The following is a 15,690-nucleotide window of genomic DNA, read 5'->3' as shown; positions in this document are numbered from 1 at the left end:
ATGATTGCATTAATTCAGCGCGTATCCCGTGCAAGCGTAACCGTGGAGGGCGAAGTGACGGGTGAAATCGGCCCGGGGCTTCTGGTGTTGTTGGGCGTCGAGAAAGACGATGATGAGCAAAAAGCGAATCGCCTGTGCGAACGCGTGCTTGGCTATCGTATCTTCAGCGACGCCGAAGGAAAAATGAACCTGAATGTGCAGCAGTCCGGCGGCAGCGTGCTGGTCGTCTCACAGTTCACGCTGGCAGCGGATACCGAACGGGGCATGCGCCCGGGTTTTTCCAAAGGGGCCGCTCCTGACAGAGCAGAAGCGCTGTATGACTATTTTGTCGCGCGCTGTCGCCAGCAGGAGATGAACACACAAACCGGGAGATTCGCTGCGGATATGCAGGTATCACTGGTAAATGATGGTCCTGTGACCTTTTGGTTACAGGTATGAGCCAGCTTCCGGGCCGGCTGCGGGTAACAAAAGAGAGTACAGCTATGTATCACCTTCGTGTACCGCAAACAGAAGACGAACTCGAGAGCTACTATCAGTTCCGTTGGGAGATGTTGCGCAAGCCGCTTCATCAGCCCAAAGGATCGGAGCGTGACGCCTGGGATGCGATGGCGCATCACCAGATGGTAGTGGATGAAGAAGGCAACCTGGTTGCCGTCGGGCGGCTATATATAAACGCGGAGAACGAAGCCTCTATTCGTTTTATGGCCGTACACCCGTCGGTGCAGGATAAAGGGTTGGGGACGCTGATGGCGATGACGCTGGAGTCCGTCGCTCGTCAGGAAGGCGTTAAGCGCGTGACCTGTAGCGCTCGCGAAGACGCGATGGATTTCTTTGCCAAGCTCGGTTTTGTTAACCAGGGCGAGATTACCACGCCAACCACCACACCTATCCGCCACTTCCTGATGATTAAACCGATCGCCTCGCTGGACGATATTCTGCATCGCGGCGACTGGTGCGGGCAGCTGCAGCAGGCCTGGTATCAGCACATTCCGCTCAGCGAAAAAATGGGCGTGCGCATTCAGCAGTACACCGGCAAAAATTTCATCACCACCATGCCCGAAGCCGGTAACCAGAATCCGCACCATACGCTGTTTGCCGGAAGTCTGTTTTCCCTGGCGACGTTGACCGGCTGGGGGCTGATCTGGCTGATGCTGCGCGAGCGGCATTTGGGCGGCACGATTATTCTCGCCGATGCCCATATCCGTTACAGCCAGCCGATCAGCGGCCGCCCGAGCGCAGTGGCCGATCTGGGGTCGCTCAGCGGCGATCTCGACCGCCTGGCGCGCGGACGTAAAGCCCGCGTGCAGCTGCAGGTTGAGTTATTTGGCGGTGAGAGTCTGGGCGCCATTTTTGAAGGTATTTACATCGTTCTGCCCGCGAAGCCGTTTGGTTCGTATGAAGAGGGCGGGAACGAAGAAGAGTAATTCCCGTCGCAGTGATTATCGCGACCGACCTGGTGAACGGATTCGCCAGGCGACATCTCCCATGGCATGGCGCGCCGCCAGACTGATGCCACCCAGCTGAAAGAAACCGTGAATCACCCCAGCATAGCGCTGACAGGTACAGGCCACGTTTTGCTCAACCATTCGCTGATACAGCGCTTCGCCTTCATCACGCAGCGGATCATATTCTGCGGTGAGGATATGCACGGGGGGCAGGCCGTTGAAGTCATCACGCCAGAGCGGGCTGGCCTCCGGGTGTGCAGACTCCGTCGAGGGCAGGTACATTTCATAACCGCTCAGGAGCGTATCCCGGGTGATAATGTAATCCTCTCCGTTGCTGACGTAGCTTGCCGACGCCGCGGTAGCATCCAGCATGGGATAAATCAGAATCAGCTGCGCGGGCAGCCAGGCACCCGCGGCTTTCAGCCGTAGCGCGGTGACGAGAGCCAGATTTCCCCCCGCGCTATCGCCCGCAAGGGTAATTTGCGAGGTATCCACCCCAAGCGCTTCTGCGTGGCGGCGGATAATCTGCGCTCCCCGTTCCGCGTCATCGTGCGCGGCAGGAAACGTCTGCTCGGGTGCCAGCCGGTATTGCACGGCAATCACCCGGCAGCCGCTGTCATACGCCAGCTGACGCCATTGTTTATCGTGGGTGGCGAAGCCGCCGCTGACAAAACAGCCGCCGTGATAGTAGATAACGGTTGGCAGCGGACCGGCAGCATTCTGCGGCGATACCACGCGAAAATTGATCCCTTCCAGCGTGATGTCGTCCACCTGCACACGCGTTTCACTTTCTCCGGCCAGCACCGCACTGGCTACATAGCCCGCCCTCCGGTCATCAATATTCTGCTGTCGTGAAGAGGGGCGCCCTGCGGCGATAAACTCCTCAACCAGCCGGGCGATACCGTGTTCCAGTGCCATCATTATATTCCTTTAGTCTGTATGGATATACAGTGTTATAGCCTGGATTGTAGTCGATAGAAAAGGGGTTTTTTGTCAAAAATGCGTGTCGGGAACGGGAGAAGGGCGTACTAAAGCGAAGGCCTTCCTGTGCTGAGGTGCTTACGCATCGGGGGGAGAGTGCCGGGTAATCTGGATTACCCGGCACTACGAGGGGTTTTACTCCCCTTCACCCGGGAACATAAACGGGTTAATCGAACTTCTGGCAAAGCCTTCCTGCTCCATGCGAGCGTCCAGCACCAGCGAGGCGAGATCGTCGGCCACGGCCTCCACTTTCGGATCTTTTTCCTGATACAGAATCTTCAGGTAAGTCCCGCAGTCACCGCAGCTTTCGGCTTTCACCGCCGCGTCTTCATTTTCCAGCGACCAGTAGTTGAGATCGCGGGTCTGTTCGCAGTTGCTACATTTGATGCGCACCACGTGCCATTCGGTTTCACACAGGTTGCAGTGCAGGTAGCGCAGCCCCTGGGTGGTTCCAATTTGCACCATGCTGGAAACCGGCATTGAGCCGCATACCGGGCAGAACTGGCGTGCTTCACCGTATTCTGCGCGGGCTTTGCCTGGGATCAGGCTGGCCATTTGCGCCCAGTAGAGCGACAGGGCAGCCCAGATAAACGGCGCTTTATCACTGCTCACCAGCGCGAAGTCGGAAGCGAACAGCGCGCTTGCCATCTCTTCCAGCTCCAGATCGGAGGATTTTTCCAGATTCTCGATAACTGCCAGCGCGGTACCGCTCATCTCCGGCTTCAGCTCGGCAATTAGCGAATGCAGCAGCTTGTGCCAGTGCTTGTCGCGCGGCAGGACGTGAATATCCAGCGGCGGTTTGCCCTGCGCATTGGCTTCTTTGATGCGCGCGGTCAGATCCATTTGCAGCGGGTGGTCATAGAGCACCACTTCCTGCGCGTGGGCGACCAGCGCGGCAAAACGCAGAAAATCGCCCAGCGGGTTGTTCTCTGCCAGCTCGCGCAGACGCTCTGCGCGGCGATTGTAGAGGTTCTTGAGTCTGGGGAATAACAACGGCGGAATATAATCCGCCGTGCGTTTCTCGCTCGACCCCAGCTCATCTTGCGGGATTATGCGAATACTCATTCAGTCTTATTTTCCTGTTTCTGGCGAACTTCTCGGTACCAGCGGGGGTGATGTTTCTTCGCCCATGTTTTGGTAACCCAGCCTTCCACCATCGCGGTAATGGTGCCTTTCACCCACAGGGCGGCGTAAATATGCACCATGATAACCACAATTAGGGCTACTGCGGCAAATGAATGCAGCATGAGCGCTAACCGGATTACCGGGATTGAGAACGCAGGCGCAAAATACGGACGCCAGATGATCACACCGCTTACCAGCAGCAGAACCAGGAAAATAATCGCCGCCCAGAATACGCATTTCTGGCCGAAGTTATAGCGCCCGGTGTCACCCACTTCCTCGTTGACGACGATCTTACGAATATTCTTCGCCCAAAAGATATCATCCCGATTGATTAGGTTATGGTGCCAGTAGCGGAAAAACATGATGATGAATGAGGCAAACATAATGACCCCGACAAACGGGTGCAGAATGCGCGCCAGCTGCGGAGTGCCCATGATTTGCATCAGCCAGTTGAAGGACGGGAAAAAGAATCCCAGTCCGCTGATCGCCGCCAGCATGAAGCAGAAGGCGGTGACCCAATGGTTGATGCGTTCCGGCGCCGTGTAGCGCACGATGGTGTCACGTCTTTTCATTTGCGCACCTCGTCATTCTCTTCATGCAGGTTGTCCTCTTCCTCTTCCGCACGGTTCGGACCGACCCCGACATAGTGGAAGACGCTGGCTGCAAAGGTCGCGGCAAACCCTACCGCCGCGAGCGGTTTCCAGATCCCTTTCCAGAACTTCACGGTGGCGCTGATTTCCGGGTTTTCCGGCAGGCCGTGATACAGATTTGGCTTGTCGGCGTGGTGCAGCACGTACATCACGTGCGTTCCGCCAACGCCAGCCGGATCGTACAGGCCCGCATTGTCATACCCACGGGTTTTCAGCTCGGCGACACGTTCGCCGGCCAGCACCTTCATGTCCTCTTTGGAGCCAAAGTGAATCGCTCCGGTCGGACAGGTTTTCACGCATGCCGGTTCCTGGCCCACGGTGACGCGGTCTACGCACAGCGTACATTTGTAGACGCGGTTGTCTTCCGGGTTGAGCCGGGGGACGTCAAACGGACAGCCGGCGATGCAGTAGCCGCAGCCGATGCACTGTTCGGACTGGAAGTCGACGATGCCGTTGGCATACTGAATGATGGCCCCTTCCGACGGACAGGCCTTCAGGCAGCCCGGATCGGCGCAGTGCATACAGCCATCCTTACGGATCAGCCACTCCAGTTTGTCGTTCTGCTCCACTTCCGAGAAGCGCATTACCGTCCAGGATTTGGCGGTCAGATCCGCGGGGTTATCGTACACCCCGACGTTGCTGCCGACTTCATCACGGATGTCATTCCATTCTGAACAGGCGACCTGACAGGCTTTACAGCCAATACAGGTGGTGACGTCGATAAGCTTCGCGACTTCCTGCTGGTGGTCCCGCGCCTGAGGCGCGGGAGTGAAACCGTTAGTCGCGGAACGACGAATGATGTCTTGCGATTGATAAGCCATAAGTCGTCTCCGTTACACCTTTTCCACGTTCACGAGGAAGGCTTTAAACTCCGGCGTTTGCGTGTTCGCATCGCCGACGAACGGCGTCAGCGTGTTGGCGATAAAGCCTTTCTTCGCCACCCCTTCATAGCCCCAGTGGATAGGAATACCGATCGTATCGATATCCTTACCGTCCACTTTCAGCGTGCGAATACGCTTGGTCACCACCGCCTTGGCTTTGATATAACCGCGATTGGAGGAGACGCGAACGGTATCGCCATGCGCGATGCCGAGCTTGTTCGCCAGCTTCTCGCCGATTTCCACGAACTGTTCCGGCTGGGCGATGGCGTTAAGCAGCGCATGCTTGGTCCAGTAGTGGAAATGCTCGGTGAGACGATAGGTGGTACCGACGTACGGGAACTTATCCGCTTTACCCATCTGTTGCAGGTCACCGCTAAAGACGCGGGCGGCCGGGTTAGAGACCACATTCGGGTGCAGCGGGTTGGTGCCCAGCGGCGTTTCAAACGGCTCGTAGTGTTCCGGGAACGGACCTTCCGCCATCTTATCGAGGGCAAACAGACGACCCATGCCTTCGGGCTGCATGATGAACGGCCCGACGTCGGTGCCCGGTGCGGCGGCACTGTAGTCCGGAATGTCCACGCCGCCCCATTTTGCGCCGTCCCATTTCAACAACTGGCGTTTCGGATCCCATGGTTTTCCCTGTGGGTCCGCAGAGGCGCGGTTATACAGAATGCGACGGTTGAGCGGCCATGCCCAGGCCCAGCCCAGCGTATTACCCAACCCGGACGGGTCGGCGTTATCGCGACGTGCCATCTGGTTACCTTCCGGCGTCCAGCTACCGGCGAAGATCCAGCAACCGCTGGCGGTGGTGCCATCATCGCGCAGTTGCGCGAAGGAGCTGAGCTGCTGGCCTTTCTTCACAAGCACTGCGCCGGTGGCCGGATCGGTAATATCCGCCAGCGCCTTGCCGTTGCTCTCCATCGCCACCTCTTCCGAAGCGGGCTCGTGCGGCGTGGAGTAGTTCCAGGTCATATTCAGCACCGGCTCAGGCGCCGGACCACCGTTTTCAGCGTACATTTTCCGCAGACGTAAGAAGATGCCGGCGAGGATTTCGCCATCGGTGGTCGCAATCCCCGGAGCATCCGCGCCTTTCCAGTGCCACTGCAGCCAGCGTCCGGAGTTGACGATAGAGCCGTTCTCCTCGGCGAAGCAGGTGGAGGGCAGACGGAACACTTCGGTCTGGATTTTCGATGGATCGACATCGTTCGACTCACCGTGGTTTTGCCAGAAGGTGGACGTTTCGGTGTTGAGCGGGTCGATGGTCACCAGGAACTTCAGTTTCGACAGCGAGGCGACCACTTTGTTTTTGTTCGGGAACGAGGCCACCGGGTTAAAGCCCTGGCAAATATAGCCATTGACCTTGCCCTGGTGCATCATCTCGAAGTACTGCAGGACGTCGTAGCCCTTATCCCACTTCGGCAGCCAGTCAAAGCCCCAGCTGTTTTCCGCCGTGGCTTTATCGCCAAAGAAGGCCTTCATCATTGAGACGAAGAATTTCGGGTAGTTACCCCAGTAGTTCACCTGATCTTTCAACAGCGGCTTCGGCGTGTTGGCGGCCAGGTAGGTTTGCAGGTCGGTCTGTTTCTCACTCGGTAGCGTCATATAACCCGGCAGGCTCTGCGACAGCAGCCCCAGGTCGGTCAGCCCCTGAATGTTGGAGTGACCGCGCAAGGCGTTCACGCCGCCGCCGGCCATACCCATGTTGCCAAGCAGCAGCTGGATCATTGCCATGGTACGGATGTTCTGCGCACCGATAGAGTGCTGCGTCCAGCCGAGCGCGTAGAGGAATGACGCGGTTTTATCATGGGCGCTGGTTTCAGCGATGTACTCACAGACTTTCAGGAAGTCCGCTTTCGGCGTACCGCAGATATTTTCCACAACCTCCGGGGTGTAACGGGAAACGTGCTGTTTCAGCAGATTCCATACGCAGCGCGGATGTTGCAGCGTCGTGTCGCGTTTGGCGAAGCCGTTTTCGTCCAGCTCATAGTTCCAGCTGGTCTTATCGTATTTGCGGTTTGCCGCGTCATAGCCGCTGAACAACCCGTCGTCGAAGCTGTAATCCTCACGCACGATCAGGCTGGCGTTGGTATAGGCTTCGGTGTACTCGCGGTTGAATTTTTCGTTATTCAGCAGGTACAGGATGACGCCTGACAAGAAGGTAATGTCAGTACCGGAACGAATCGGGGTATAGAAGTCGGCTACCGACGCAGTACGCGTAAAGCGTGGGTCGATAACAATCAGCTTCGCGCCGTTATGGATTTTGGCTTCCATCGCCCAGCGGAACCCTACCGGGTGCGCTTCAGCGGCATTACCGCCCATCACCACGATCAGGTTGGCGTTTTTGATGTCAACCCAGTGGTTGGTCATCGCACCGCGACCAAATGTTGGAGCAAGACTTGCTACCGTTGGTCCGTGTCAGACGCGTGCCTGGTTGTCTACCGCGAGCATACCGAGTGCGCGGGTGAATTTCTGCGTTAAATAGCCGGTTTCGTTACTGGAGGCTGAAGCGCACAGCATGCCGGTGGTCAACCAACGGTTGACGGTGGTGCCGGCGTCGTTTTTGGCGATAAAGTTGGCATCGCGGTCTTCTTTCATCAGCTTCGCGATGCGATCGAACGCGTCGTCCCAGCTGATTTGCTGCCATTTGTCGGAGCCTGGCGCACGATATTCCGGGAACTTCAGACGACTTTCGGAATGGATAAAGTCGACGAGACCCGCCCCTTTCGGGCAGAGCGCACCACGGTTGACCGGATGGTCAGGGTCACCTTCGATATGAAAGATGGATGCTTTGGCGTTTTTCGCACCGTCGCCGAGGCTATACATTAACAGCCCACAACCGACAGAACAGTACGTACAGGTGTTACGGGTTTCACGGGTACGCAGCAGTTTATATTGCCGGGTTTCCGCGAGCGCGGCGCCTGGGGCAAAACCCAGCGCTGCAGCCGTTGTGCCTGCCATACCGCCAGCGCAGATCTTAAAGAACTGCCTTCTGCTGACCTGCATGGTTCACTCCTTGTATCGACATTGTCACATGTAGTTATTTACTTTGCGGTAAGCGCCGCAAAGGTTCAGAATTGGGGGTGATCACCCTTTCACTTGAAGGGGTATGCAAAGAATACCACATTGTGTGTATGCCTGTTCCAATACGGTTAAGACAAAGTGAACAAGAACCCTCCCGAACAAATTGAAAATGTGACAAACATCACAGGATGTCGTCAGGTCGCGCTCTGGAAGCGCGATGATTTGCAACATCCGCAGTCTGACGAATTAGCCGAAGAAGTTCCTGTGGCGCTGGTCTATAACGGTATCTCACACGTTGTCATGATGGCCTCTCCCACTGACCTGCAACGATTTGCCGTCGGTTTTTCATTATCCGAAGGGATTATTGAAAACCGGCGCGAGATCTACGGGATGGAAGTGGTGCCGGCCTGCAACGGTCTGGAAGTGCAGATTGAACTCTCCAGCCGTCGTTTTATGGGACTGAAAGAGCGCCGTCGCGCGCTGGCCGGGCGCACCGGCTGCGGCGTTTGCGGCGTTGAGCAGCTCAACGATATCGGCAAGCCGGTGCAACCTTTACCTTTCACCCAAACCTTTAGCCTGGGGAATCTCGATCGCGCGCTGGAGCAGCTTCGTGATGTTCAGCCGATTGGCCATATCACCGGCTGCACCCATGCGGCGGCGTGGCTGCGTCCGTCCGGTGAGCTGGCGGGCGGACATGAGGATGTCGGGCGTCACGTCGCGCTGGATAAACTGCTGGGGCGACGGGTAGAAGAGGGCGATGACTGGCAATGCGGGGCGGCGCTAGTCTCCAGCCGCGCCAGCTACGAGATGGTGCAGAAGGCGGCAATGTGCGGTGTGGAAATTCTGTTTGCGGTTTCCGCCGCTACCGCGCTGGCGGTGGAGGTCGCGGAACGTTGCAACCTGACGCTGGTGGGCTTTTGCCGCCCGGGCAGGGCAACGGTTTACACCCATCCGCAGCGGCTGATCGCCGGTTAAAAATAAGTCAATTTTTTTGAACGATGAGAGCAAATCCTTCCGCTTTTAGTCGTGGGTTGTGAGGTCTATTATTTATCACATCAAGGCACAACGCCTTACCCAAACAACTTAATGAAGGATTTACATCATGAAAAGCATCAAAACTTTTGCTGCAGTTATCGCTCTTACCGCTTCCTTTGGTTCTTTCGCCGCGCAGTCAGTGAGCGCAACCGCCTCTACAATGGACGGTGCGGAAGCGAAAATCGCCGCTCAGGCTCAGGCCGCCGGTGCTTCTTCTTACACCATCACCGAAGCCTTCACCGGTAATCGCGTGCATATGACGGCAGAACTGAACAAATAAAACCGGCATCACCGTCGAAAGAGCGCCTGCGGGCGCTTTTTTGTTTTTGTGCTTTTACCATCCGGAAAACTCTCCGCCCGACACCTCCACTTCTCCTCAAAAAAATGTGGTGTTTATCACGTTTCTCTTCTTTGCTTTTGGCGACGAAATTAACCCGCTGGCAAGCAAAATGACACGCTATCCTCTCAATATTTAACCTAATGAATAATAAAGTTATTTGAAAATAACTGTTAAGGCGATCTCATCTTTTAAGTGAGACGCACATCACAAAAAACACCCCATATTTACGTCTGTCAATCGTTACCACGGATCAATTAATCATAATTATGTGATCTTCGTTGCAAATTCAGGTCTTGAACTTAGGGATAAATGTGGGCAGGGAAATATGACGGTGGTGACCATGAAAATCGGTATTGTTATTAGCGGTGGCGATGTATCGGGAATTAATAATTTCATTTTTCAGGTTGCGAAGCTCGCAAGCGCGGAGATCACCATTTTTAATGGTGGAATACCTGGGCTGCTCGATAAAAATCATCAGGAAATCGCCTGGCGGGATCTTGTCGATTTCTCTATTTGTTCACTGCCTGTTATTACGTCCGGCCGAACCACGCGTAAATTGCTGCGGAGTGAGTATGAAACTATAGCCAGGAAAATTAAGTCGCTGCGCCTTGATGTACTCATTATGGCCGGCGGTGATGGCAGCCTACAGTTCCTTAATACGCTTAGCGAATTTGATATTAACTGTTTCGGTGTCGGGATGACTATCGATAATGATGTATACGGTAGTGATTATACTATCGGTTTTTCTACAGCCTGCGAACAAATTATCAAGGAGGTTTCTCGTTTAAGAAATACCGGCAGAGCATTACCTGGGCGGGTGTTTATGGTTGAAATATTAGGAGGGTATTGTGGAGAGCTAACGTTGCAGTCAGCAATTAAAAGTAATGCCGATATTGCGCTGATCCCGGAAGCACAGATGCCATTAGAGGATCTGGCCGAGCGCGTCAGACGCAAGCTTCGCGAGCAAAACAGCGTGGTGATACTTTGCTCTGAAGGTTACACCAGAGAGTATTCCCCTGGGTTTCAAGGGGCTATCGATACGATGATCAAACAGCTTGAGCCACGCATCGGTGTCCGCATCCGTAAAACCATCATCGGCTATGGACTGCGCAGCGGCGACCCGACCTGCGAAGAAATTTACCAGGGCACGATCATGGCGAACGAAGTCGTTCGCTGTATTCAGTCAGGAATGAAAAATAAAGCCATTATTATAAATTCAAGCAATAAACCTATTCCAATTGACTTAGTCAGTATGAAAAAACGTCTGGTAGATATCGAAGGACATCATTATAAACTTGCCAAACAACTCAATATTATTTGAGGAGACCCTACATGCTGAAAATTCTTTGCGTATGTGGCTGCGGCCTCGGTTCAAGCTTTGCCATCGAAATGACGGCGAAAGCAGTATTAAAGAAGCTGGAAATTCCTGCACATATTGAACATACCACCGTATCTGAAGCTGGAGCATTTAAATCCGACATTATTTTGACGCAAAAAACATTCGCCGACATATTAACCGCCGACGCTAATGAAGAGGAAATAAAACGTGTAGTGGTCCTCAATCGCCTGACGGATAAAGATGAAATTGAGCGGAAAATTGTCTCATTCCTGAAAGAGCGCAATCTGAAGGTGACCGATCATGAATAGCTTTATCGAGTTTATTGTAAAAGATTTGCTCGGCCAGGCTTCGATATTAATCGCGTTTATTGCCATGCTGGGTCTGATTTTACAGAAGAAGTCAGTGGGTAAAACGGTTGAGGGGACGTTTAAAACGCTGCTCGGGTTCTTAATTATGATGGCCGGCATTAATATTATTGTCGCCACCCTGAGCTTCCTTAACGATATCTTCACCCACGGTTTCGGGATGAAAGGATACATCACCGATGTCGCTGCTATCGCCGGTCTGGCGAATCGAGAACTGGGTTCTGAAGTGGCGCTGACGCTGATGGTGATCTTTGCCGTTAATATTATTATCGCCCGCCTGACACCGCTGAAATATATCTTCCTCACCGGACAGGCGCTGCTGTGGATGGCAACGATTGGCACGGTGATTGGCTACAAAGCCGGGCTGACCGGGCTGCCGCTGATCCTGACCGGCGGTATCTTTGGCGGCGTCATGGCGGTACTGATGCCGGCGTTAGCGCAGCCGGTGGTCAGACGTATTACCGATTCTGACGATGTGGCTCTCGGGCATTTTTGCACCATCGGATATTTAGTCCAGGCGGCGGTGGCCAAAGTGGTGGGTAAAGGTTCCCGCTCCACAGAAGATCTTGAACTGCCTGATAACTTCAAGTTTCTGCAGGATACCTATCTCGCCATGGCGGTGGTGATGGTCCCCATGTACCTGATCCCGGCGCTGGCTGCCGGACCCGAGTATATCGCCCAGTTTTCCGGCGGTGTGAACTACCTGATGTATGCCTTTATGCAGTCTGTTCAGTTTGTGGCAGGGGTCTTTGTCCTCTACAGCGGCGTGCGCTTGTTACTGAATGAACTGGTCCCGGCTTTTCGCGGTATTGCCATGCGTATTGTGCCGGATGCGAAACCGGCGCTGGACTGCCCCGTCCTGTTCCCTTATGCCCCTAACGCGGTCATCGTGGGATTCCTCGCAACGACGGTGGGTTCGATCATTGGCATGTTGGTCTTCCCGATGTTTGGCCTGGCGATGATCCTCCCTGGACTGTTAACCAACTTCTTTGCCGGCGGTACGGCGGGCGTCTTTGGTAATGCGCTGGGTGGGCGTCGCGGGGCAATGATTGGCGGTGTGGTTCACGGTCTGTTTATTACTTTCCTGCCTGCCATTCTGGTACCGATGCTTGAAAGCTACGGTTTTACCGGCGTCACATTCAGTGATTCAGATGTTATTAGTTCAGGCCTGGTATTAGGCCATGCCTTACAGAACAACTGGTTATTTGTCGCCTTGTTTATTGTTTTTGTTGCCGCACTGGCATGGTTCGTAAACGGTACATCATCTAAGCCTAAAGGGGAAAAGATTCATGAGTCTGTATAATTTTAACGATATTCTGAAAATCGCTCAGCAAAGAAATTACAAAGCTATTGGCTCATTTAATTTGCACTGTATTGAAATGCTGCCGGCTTTTTTTAAAGCCGCGCAAAAGAGCAATAGCCCTTTAATGATTCAAATCTCGACCGGTACGGCGGAATATCTTGGCTATCGTTTACTGGTGGATGCCGTCCGTTCACTGGCGGAAAGTGAAAATGTGCCAACCTGTCTGCATCTGGATCACTGTTCTGATATCAGTGCGATTGAAACGGCCATGAATGCCGGATTTTCATCGGTCATGTACGACGGTTCACACCTGGGGCTCGAGGAAAATATCGGCAATACGCGGATTGTGGTGGAAATGGCGCGGCCGCGGAATATCACCGTTGAAGGGGAGCTGGGCGCCATCGGGGGTTCAGAAGATGGTAAAGCCGTTGCCGCAGAGGATATCAGCTTTACCACCGTCGAAGACGCCACGCGCTTCGTAACTGAGACCCGGGTTGACATGCTGGCTGTCTCCGTCGGCACCGTGCACGGCCTTTATACCGGCAAGGCGCAGATCCAGCATCAGCGCCTTCAGGAGATTAGCCGGGCTACGGGCGTTCCGCTGGTGCTGCACGGTGGTACCGGCGTCAGTGATGAGGATATGCGTAAAGCGGTGACTGAAGGGATTAATAAGGTCAATGTGGGCACAGAAATGAACGTGCAGTGGGTTGACCAATGTAAAACCACTTTTGAAAAAGGTAAGGTTAATGACAGCGTGCGTAAGTTTTTAATTCCCGCCAATAATGCGGTCACCCAGGTGCTGATGGAAAAAATGGAATTATTTAAATAGTTAAATCCGCAATAATAAATTGTCATTACCAGGTTAGCCCTGCACCCGTCAGGGCGGGAGAAGATTATGTTTCAATCACTGAAAGCGTTGTGGAAAAAAGAGAATCATCCGTCGCAGGATTATGATCGGCTGTCCCGCGAACTGGCTGAGGAAATAAAGACGCTGGAAAATGAACTACAGGGTGAGCCTGGCAATGGTGAGATCCAGAAGGCATTGATGCTGAAGTATAACAGGGCGCTATCGGTGTATGCTAAAAGCAAAATACATCGTCAGGATATCGACGCACTATTTATTCGTATTGATGAGTTACGCAATATTATTCGCCGTAATATCTAGGGAGGCGTAATGACCATAAAAGATTTGCTGATTGAGGCCGATGCCATTCAGGTCGGCGTGCTGGAGTCTGACTGGCGCAAAGTGATTGAGCTTGCCGCCAGTCCCCTGGTGGCGAACGGGTATATCTCTGAGAGTTATAGTAAAGCGGTGATTGATAATACTCTCAATCACGGTGCTTATTACGTATTTGAAGAGGGGATTGCCATTCCACACGCCAGACCGGAGTGCGGGGTGAAGCGAAACTGCTTCAGTCTGGTGGTATTAGATAAACCGATTCAATTTGCCGGAAGCGACAGGGCGGATATCGTCATTATGTTCGGCGCCCAGGATAGCAATGCGCATATTGAAGAGGGAATTCGGGCGATTGTTGCACTGCTGGACAATAACGAAACCATGGCCAGGCTTCGCGCCGCCAGTACCAGAGAAGAGGTGATAGCGTTGTTATGAACAGACATCTCACTGCCGGCTGTAAAACCGTGATCTTAATTAACGGCGTCCCCGCTTCGGGAAAGAGCACGATAACCCAGGCGCTATCGCAAACCTTTGGCCTGCCGCTCCTGACCATCGATGAGATTAAAGAGCCGTTTATGGCGTGCTTTACCGACATCGATCGGCCTTTTAATCGTCAGCTGGGATGCGCGGCCTACGAGGTTATCTGGTCGATCATCGGCCATTCACCAGCCAACGTTATCTGGTTAGTCGACGCCTGGTTCGGTTTCCAGCCCCGGGAAACGCTACAACGATGGCTGCATCAGGCGGGAGTTGAGAAAGTGGTTGAGATCTGGAATCAAATCTCTCCTGAGCTTGCCGTGTCACGCTATGCCACGCGTCTGCAGGATCGCCGGGCGGGCCACCCCGGAGAAGAATATCTGCCGGAGCTTGCCCTGTTGGCTGAACGGGCTGAGCCGATGCGATTTGGCCCGGTCTTCACGGTGGATCAACAGCAACCGTTGGATATTATCAGGCTATCGGAGTGGATTAAGCAGACCCTGGGTTGACGGAGCGTCTGCTTGCCGGATAGCGCTTGCGCCTGTCCGGCCTACGAAAGCCCGGCCAGACGCAGCAGCGCCGTGATCACCGCCGCCGAAATAATCACCACGATCAGCGGCATTTTGCGCCAGGCAAGAAAAACGGCGAAACCGACGCCCAGCACTCGCGCCATGCCGGCAAAATGTTCACCTTCATAAAAGGTGGTCGCCAGGGCAACAGAAAACAGCAATACCGTTGCCGCATCGGAAAGCAGTGCCTGAGAACGTTCAGAAAGCGCTAAACGACTGCCGAGCTTCGCCCCGCCCAGACGCATCAAATAGGTTCCTGCCGATAAAATCGCCATGCCGACGATGAACAGCGTGATATCAGCCATTATTTTTTCCTCGTCATCAAGCCAAACAATGAGAGCAGCACCGGCAGACCCACCGGAGCAAAGGGAACGGTGGCCAGGGATAGCGCCGCGCCGCTGCAGGCGCGGATTAAGGTGGTGCGGTTTTTAAACGCCGGAATCACCAGCGCCAGCAAAATAGCCGGGAATACCGCATCCAGACCAATGGTTTCCGGGTCGGGCAATAGCTTGCCGACCATGGCGCCGAGTAGCGCCCCTGCGGGCCAGATAATCGCCACGCCGAGCCCGCACAGCCAGTAGGCGGCTTTACGCTGTTCCGGCGTTTTTTGCGAGAGCCCGAACACCACGCTCTCATCATTCATAATATGGCAACCCAGCAAGCTGACGCCGCGTTTGCCGACGAGGTCGCGCACCGTGACGCCGAACGGAATATGGCGGGCGTTGACCAGCAAGCCTGCCGCCGCAGCGGCTAGCGGGTTCCCGCCGCTGGCGATAATGCCGATAAACATAAATTCGGAGGCGCCTGCCAGTACCGAAAGGGAGAGCGCAAACGGAACCCATACCGGGAAGCCATAGGCCATCGCCAGCGAACCGTAGGACATGCCGACGATGCCGACCGCCAGGCACACTAACGCGATTGCTTTGATGGTGTCTGCTTTGAGACAGGAGAAGTGCTGCTTCATACTATTTAGCCATATCGA

At 54.4% G+C, this 15,690-nt stretch carries 18 protein-coding genes; 11 read left to right on the top strand and 7 right to left on the bottom strand.

Features of this window, described 5'->3' with window-relative positions; translation table 11 throughout:
- Window positions 1-438 (top strand): D-aminoacyl-tRNA deacylase, encoded by a 438-nt coding sequence (gene dtd / locus OQV00_RS25970; protein WP_004869291.1) that lies wholly within the window; start codon window positions 1-3, stop codon window positions 436-438.
- Window positions 439-482: 44 nt separating this feature from the next.
- Window positions 483-1,424, top strand: coding sequence for a fatty acid biosynthesis protein FabY (fabY, locus tag OQV00_RS25965; protein WP_004869293.1), 942 nt, complete (start codon window positions 483-485; stop codon window positions 1,422-1,424).
- A gap of 15 nt (window positions 1,425-1,439) precedes the next feature.
- On the opposite strand, the gene OQV00_RS25960 is transcribed toward fabY, so the two are convergent.
- The 5 genes from OQV00_RS25960 to fdnG all read right to left on the bottom strand — a co-directional run bounded on the left by OQV00_RS25960 (window position 1,440) and on the right by fdnG (window position 8,085).
- Entirely contained in the window at window positions 1,440-2,363 is a 924-nt protein-coding gene (locus tag OQV00_RS25960) for an alpha/beta hydrolase (protein ID WP_048023476.1), read from the bottom strand.
- A 198-nt stretch (window positions 2,364-2,561) separates the two neighbouring features.
- A complete protein-coding gene (gene fdhE / locus OQV00_RS25955) occupies window positions 2,562-3,491 on the bottom strand; it encodes a formate dehydrogenase accessory protein FdhE (RefSeq protein WP_004869299.1) in 930 nt (309 codons plus the stop codon).
- A complete protein-coding gene (gene fdoI / locus OQV00_RS25950; RefSeq protein WP_004869301.1) occupies window positions 3,488-4,123 on the bottom strand; it encodes a formate dehydrogenase cytochrome b556 subunit in 636 nt (211 codons plus the stop codon). Before fdoI ends, fdhE begins: the two co-directional genes overlap by 4 nt.
- The gene (gene fdxH / locus OQV00_RS25945) at window positions 4,120-5,022 is read right to left on the bottom strand and encodes a formate dehydrogenase subunit beta (RefSeq protein WP_004869304.1); all 903 of its coding nucleotides are present in this window, start codon (window positions 5,020-5,022) and stop codon (window positions 4,120-4,122) included. The genes fdoI and fdxH overlap by 4 nt, the downstream gene beginning before the upstream one ends.
- A gap of 12 nt (window positions 5,023-5,034) precedes the next feature.
- On the bottom strand, window positions 5,035-8,085 hold the full coding sequence (gene fdnG, locus OQV00_RS25940) for a formate dehydrogenase-N subunit alpha (RefSeq protein WP_088402721.1): 3,051 nt from the start codon (window positions 8,083-8,085) through the stop codon (window positions 5,035-5,037).
- Window positions 8,086-8,241: 156 nt separating this feature from the next.
- Between fdnG and fdhD the strand changes: the two genes are divergently transcribed.
- The 9 genes from fdhD to OQV00_RS25895 all read left to right on the top strand — a co-directional run bounded on the left by fdhD (window position 8,242) and on the right by OQV00_RS25895 (window position 14,648).
- Window positions 8,242-9,078, top strand: a complete 837-nt coding sequence (gene fdhD / locus OQV00_RS25935; protein ID WP_004869309.1) for a formate dehydrogenase accessory sulfurtransferase FdhD — start codon at window positions 8,242-8,244, stop codon at window positions 9,076-9,078.
- A gap of 127 nt (window positions 9,079-9,205) precedes the next feature.
- A complete protein-coding gene (locus OQV00_RS25930; RefSeq protein ID WP_004869311.1) occupies window positions 9,206-9,418 on the top strand; it encodes a YdgH/BhsA/McbA-like domain containing protein in 213 nt (70 codons plus the stop codon).
- A gap of 400 nt (window positions 9,419-9,818) precedes the next feature.
- Entirely contained in the window at window positions 9,819-10,799 is a 981-nt protein-coding gene (locus OQV00_RS25925; RefSeq protein WP_015585445.1) for a 6-phosphofructokinase, read from the top strand.
- A gap of 11 nt (window positions 10,800-10,810) precedes the next feature.
- Window positions 10,811-11,125, top strand: coding sequence for a PTS sugar transporter subunit IIB (locus OQV00_RS25920; protein ID WP_004869315.1), 315 nt, complete (start codon window positions 10,811-10,813; stop codon window positions 11,123-11,125).
- Window positions 11,118-12,485 (top strand): PTS sugar transporter subunit IIC, encoded by a 1,368-nt coding sequence (locus tag OQV00_RS25915; protein WP_004869317.1) that lies wholly within the window; start codon window positions 11,118-11,120, stop codon window positions 12,483-12,485. The genes OQV00_RS25920 and OQV00_RS25915 overlap by 8 nt, the downstream gene beginning before the upstream one ends.
- Complete coding sequence (locus tag OQV00_RS25910) at window positions 12,472-13,314, top strand: class II fructose-bisphosphate aldolase (RefSeq protein WP_015585444.1); 843 nt, start codon at window positions 12,472-12,474, stop codon at window positions 13,312-13,314. The genes OQV00_RS25915 and OQV00_RS25910 overlap by 14 nt, the downstream gene beginning before the upstream one ends.
- A 66-nt stretch (window positions 13,315-13,380) precedes the next feature.
- Window positions 13,381-13,650 (top strand): hypothetical protein, encoded by a 270-nt coding sequence (locus OQV00_RS25905; protein ID WP_015585443.1) that lies wholly within the window; start codon window positions 13,381-13,383, stop codon window positions 13,648-13,650.
- Between the two features lie 9 nt (window positions 13,651-13,659).
- Complete coding sequence (locus OQV00_RS25900; RefSeq protein WP_004869324.1) at window positions 13,660-14,097, top strand: PTS sugar transporter subunit IIA; 438 nt, start codon at window positions 13,660-13,662, stop codon at window positions 14,095-14,097.
- Complete coding sequence (locus tag OQV00_RS25895; RefSeq protein ID WP_048023481.1) at window positions 14,094-14,648, top strand: P-loop nucleotide/nucleoside kinase family protein; 555 nt, start codon at window positions 14,094-14,096, stop codon at window positions 14,646-14,648. Before OQV00_RS25900 ends, OQV00_RS25895 begins: the two co-directional genes overlap by 4 nt.
- Window positions 14,649-14,689: 41 nt before the next feature.
- Here OQV00_RS25895 and OQV00_RS25890 read toward each other — a convergent pair whose 3' ends face one another.
- Together OQV00_RS25890 and OQV00_RS25885 are read right to left on the bottom strand one after the other, a co-directional pair.
- Window positions 14,690-15,013, bottom strand: a complete 324-nt coding sequence (locus OQV00_RS25890) for an AzlD domain-containing protein (RefSeq protein ID WP_015585441.1) — start codon at window positions 15,011-15,013, stop codon at window positions 14,690-14,692.
- Window positions 15,013-15,672, bottom strand: coding sequence for an AzlC family ABC transporter permease (locus tag OQV00_RS25885; RefSeq protein WP_032724308.1), 660 nt, complete (start codon window positions 15,670-15,672; stop codon window positions 15,013-15,015). Before OQV00_RS25885 ends, OQV00_RS25890 begins: the two co-directional genes overlap by 1 nt.
- Window positions 15,673-15,690 lie beyond the last annotated feature (18 nt).

Source organism: Klebsiella sp. DY2415, assembly GCF_026314315.1.
In the GTDB taxonomy this organism is placed as follows: Bacteria; Pseudomonadota; Gammaproteobacteria; order Enterobacterales; family Enterobacteriaceae; genus Klebsiella; species Klebsiella ornithinolytica.
This window is presented reverse-complemented; position numbering and strand designations above follow the sequence as displayed.